The sequence below is a fragment of the Cyclobacterium salsum genome (assembly GCF_010119245.1).
Classification (GTDB): Bacteria; Bacteroidota; Bacteroidia; order Cytophagales; family Cyclobacteriaceae; genus Cyclobacterium; species Cyclobacterium salsum.
The window spans coordinates 1-3700 of record NZ_WNKG01000032.1 but is presented as its reverse complement, the minus strand read 5'-3'; the positions used below and the strand labels follow the sequence as shown (position 1 = coordinate 3700).

3 protein-coding genes are annotated in these 3700 nt (G+C 48.2%); all 3 read right to left on the bottom strand.

Translation table 11 applies throughout. The features are described from left to right. Nucleotides 1-299: 299 nt before the first annotated feature. Nucleotides 300-1055: a 3'(2'),5'-bisphosphate nucleotidase CysQ gene (gene cysQ, locus GJS45_RS23515; protein WP_162344340.1), complete on the bottom strand. Its 756-nt coding sequence runs from the start codon at nt 1053-1055 to the stop codon at nt 300-302. Between the two features lie 165 nt (nt 1056-1220). Next, a complete protein-coding gene (locus GJS45_RS23510; RefSeq protein ID WP_162344339.1) occupies nt 1221-1592 on the bottom strand; it encodes a four helix bundle protein in 372 nt (123 codons plus the stop codon). A 538-nt stretch (nt 1593-2130) separates the two neighbouring features. After that, entirely contained in the window at nt 2131-3390 is a 1260-nt protein-coding gene (gene cysN / locus GJS45_RS23505) for a sulfate adenylyltransferase subunit CysN (RefSeq protein ID WP_162344338.1), read from the bottom strand. Between the last annotated feature and the right edge of the window lie 310 nt (nt 3391-3700).

The window sequence follows — 3700 nt, the reverse complement described above, 5'->3', positions numbered from 1 at the left end:
AGAATGGAAAAGTATGTGGAATTTTAGCTGTTTTGTTTGCTTTTCAACATAGGAGGACTCAAAGAACCACTAAGGGCTCAAAGGATTGTTTTTATAATTCTTCGTGTGCTTTGTGCATCCTCCGTGTGCTTTGTGTCCAAAAACCTCGGAATACGATGCGTTATTTTTTGTCACAGAGGGCTCAAAGAACCACGCCTGCCTGCCGGTGCTCAGAGGCTTAATTTTCTCTCAGTCTCTTCGTCTCTAAGTCCCTCAGTCTCCCCCTCCCTAAGTCCCGAAGTCCTCTTTTCACAGAAAGGTTATCCTTCGCAAATAAACCAGGGATTCAACAGGTTTTCCTTGTTATAAACCAGCGGGCTGTCTTCGTCGGTTTTTTTGACGGTATAGCCCAGGGCGAGCAACACCCCGTGTGCTGCCGCTGTATCCCATTCCATGGTAGGTGCAAAGCGGGGGTAGAGCTGCGCCTTGCCTTCCGCCAGCAACATAAACTTGAGGGAGGATCCCATGCTGATGACTTCCGCATCCGGATAGCGGTCAATTACTTCCTGCGTTTCCGGGCTCAGGTGGGAGCGGCTCGCCACGATGGCCCGAATGGTTTTATCTTCCGGCTGCCGTAGGGCGATAGCTTCTCCCTGTCCTTCCTGCTTCCAGGCTCCTTCTTCGGCATTTCCCCAATACATGACATCCAGTACGGGGGCATACACCACGCCCATGACCGGCGTATTCCGGTGGATCAGGGCAATGTTGACGGTGAATTCCCCGTTCTTTTTGATAAATTCCTTGGTGCCGTCCAGGGGATCGACCATCCAGAAGTACTCCCAGTCTTTGCGCAGGTCAAAGGGAACGTCCTTACCCTCTTCGGACAAAACGGGATAGGCTGTTTCCGTCAGATACTCCATAATCACCTCATGAGCGGCCTTATCGGCCAGGGTCAGCGGCGAGTCATCGGCTTTCATCTCCACCCCAACGTCTGCGGAATGGTATACCTTGAGGATTTCCTGCCCGGCGGCTTTGGAGGCTTTTCGCGCTAATACGGTTAGTTTTTGAATGTTCATTTTTTATATCTCGATCATATTTTTCTGGCCAATTTTGTGACTGAGGGACTCAGGGACTTAGAGACGAAGGGACTTAGGGACGAAGGGACTGAGGGACTCTCAGTCTCCCCTTCTCTAAGTCACTAAGTCTCCCCCTCTCTCAGTCTCTAAGTCTCCAATTCTCCCCTAGTACTGCCACTGTTGTGGGTTTCTGCCCATGTTTACCAATTTTCCCAAAATATTATTATATTTCATGGAAAGGTTATTCTTTTCTTCTATACTTATGTATTCACAAGCGTGGGCAAACTTCAGCCAGGTTATGGTCTCAGCCGCTTCCCCTTCGCTATCAATAAGTTTTGCTACAAATGATTTTGGATACTTTCGCTTTCGAAAGCCCTCAGCAATATTGGAACAAACAGACCGGGAGGATCTTCTAATCTGATCTGTCAAGGAGTATTTTTCTTCTTTCGGAAAACTTTTTGATATTTCAAAAATTTCCATGGCCGCTTCAAATGCCAATTGAAACACCTCTAAATCCTCATGTGACCTGATTTTCATAGTTCTAAGATGTAGAACGAAATATTCTAAAACAATAAATTGAAATTTACCTTGTTATATTAAGCTTTCAACCTTCGTCTTCTCAAAGTCACTCCAACTCTCCCCTCTCCTAGTCTCTCCGTCCCTCAGTCTCCCCCTCTCTAAGTCCATTCATCCCTACCCGTCATTGTGAGCGCCAGCGAAGCAATCTGATCCGAAGCGAAAACGCAAGTCCTTCGTAGAATGCCATTAGAAAAAGAGTAACGAAAACGTACGCCGACAGACTGCCGCGGGTGCCCGAGCGATTACGACCATTCGATTGAACTCCGTCTGCACCCTACCGATGACGTATTTTTTTAACATGTTGATTTATAAATAGTTAAAAACAAATACCGTCATCCCGATTTCTGCGTTTTTTAAATGTTAATTCTCGCAGTGACGGCACCATTTCACCTCTCAGTCTCTCCATTCTTCCCTCTCCAAGTCCCAAAGTCTCTCCGTCCCTCCGTCTCTCAGTCTCTAAGTCTCCAAGTCTCTCAGTCTCTAACTCTCCCAGTCCCTAGATCACCATCCCCGCGGCGACGGTTTCGTTGGTATTGGGGTCGATGAGGATGATGGAGCCGGTTTGGCGGTTGCGGCGATAGGCATCGAAAAACAAGGGCTGCGCTGCCCGGATGCTGATACGGGCAATGTCGTTCATGCCGATTTGATCTACCCCTTCTTCCCGGTGTAGTGTGTTCACGTTTACCCGATACAGGATCTCCTTGACCATCACCTGGCATTCTTTGGTGGTATGGCGGAGCAGCAATTTACTCCTGCCGAGCAGTTTTTGCTGACTCATCCAGCACACCATGACATCCAGATCCTGCGCGACGGTAGGTACATTATTTGGCCTTACCAACATATCGCCCCGGCTGATATCCAATTCGTCTTCCAGGGTCATGGTCACCGACATGGGCGAAAAAGCTTCGGAAATGTTTTTTCCATTCAGTTCGATGCTTTTGATTTTGGAGGTAAAACCGGAAGGCAACACCTTCACATCGTCACCGGGCTTAAAAATACCCCCTTCGATCCGGCCGGCATAGCCCCTGAAATCCTGGTGCTCGTGGGTATGGGGACGGATGACCATCTGCACCGGAAAACGGCAGTCAATATGGTTTAAATCGGAGGCAATGTGAACGTTTTCCAGCAAATAGAGCAGTGTGGGCCCTTCGTACCAGTCCATGTTTTTGGACCGGTCCACGACATTGTCTCCTTTCAGGGCAGAGATGGGCACGAAATGCACGTCCTTGATTTCCATTTTACTGGCAAATGCCTTGTAATCCTTGATGATTTGTTCGAAAACCGCTTCATCATAGTCCACCAGGTCCATCTTGTTGACACAGACGATTACATGAGGGATTTTGAGCAGGGAGGCGATAAACGAATGGCGGTAGGTTTGCTCCAGCAGGCCCTTTCTGGCATCGATCAGGATAATGGCCAGGTTGGCTGTGGAAGCACCCGTGACCATGTTTCGGGTATACTGAATATGGCCCGGGGTGTCGGCAATAATGAACTTCCGTTTGGGCGTGGCAAAATAGCGGTAGGCCACATCGATGGTAATGCCTTGCTCCCTTTCCGATTTGAGGCCATCGGTCAACAGTGAAAGGTCGACGTAGTCAAAGCCTTTTTTCTCGCTGGAAGTTTTGACCGCTGCAATCTGATCTTCAAAAATAGATTTGGAATCAAATAAAAGCCGCCCGATCAAGGTACTTTTCCCATCATCCACCGAACCGGCGGTTGTAAATCGTAAGAGTTGATTGGTTTCTTGTATGCTCATGCTCGTTATTTTATTTCTAATATTTCAGTGTCGTATTTTTTTGGTCACAGAGATCTCAAAGAACCACAAAGGGCTCAGAGGTTTTATTTTCTCTCAGTCTCTTCGTCTCTAAGTCCATTCATCCCTAACCGTCATTGCGAGCGAAGCGAAGCAATCTGATCCGAAGCGAAATCACAAGCCCTTCGTAGAATACCATCCAAAAACGAATGATGGATTCGTAATCCGACAGACTGCCGCGGGTGCCCAAGCAATTACGACCATTCGATTCGACTCCGGCTGCACCCTCGCAGTGACGAGAACCCGTCATTGC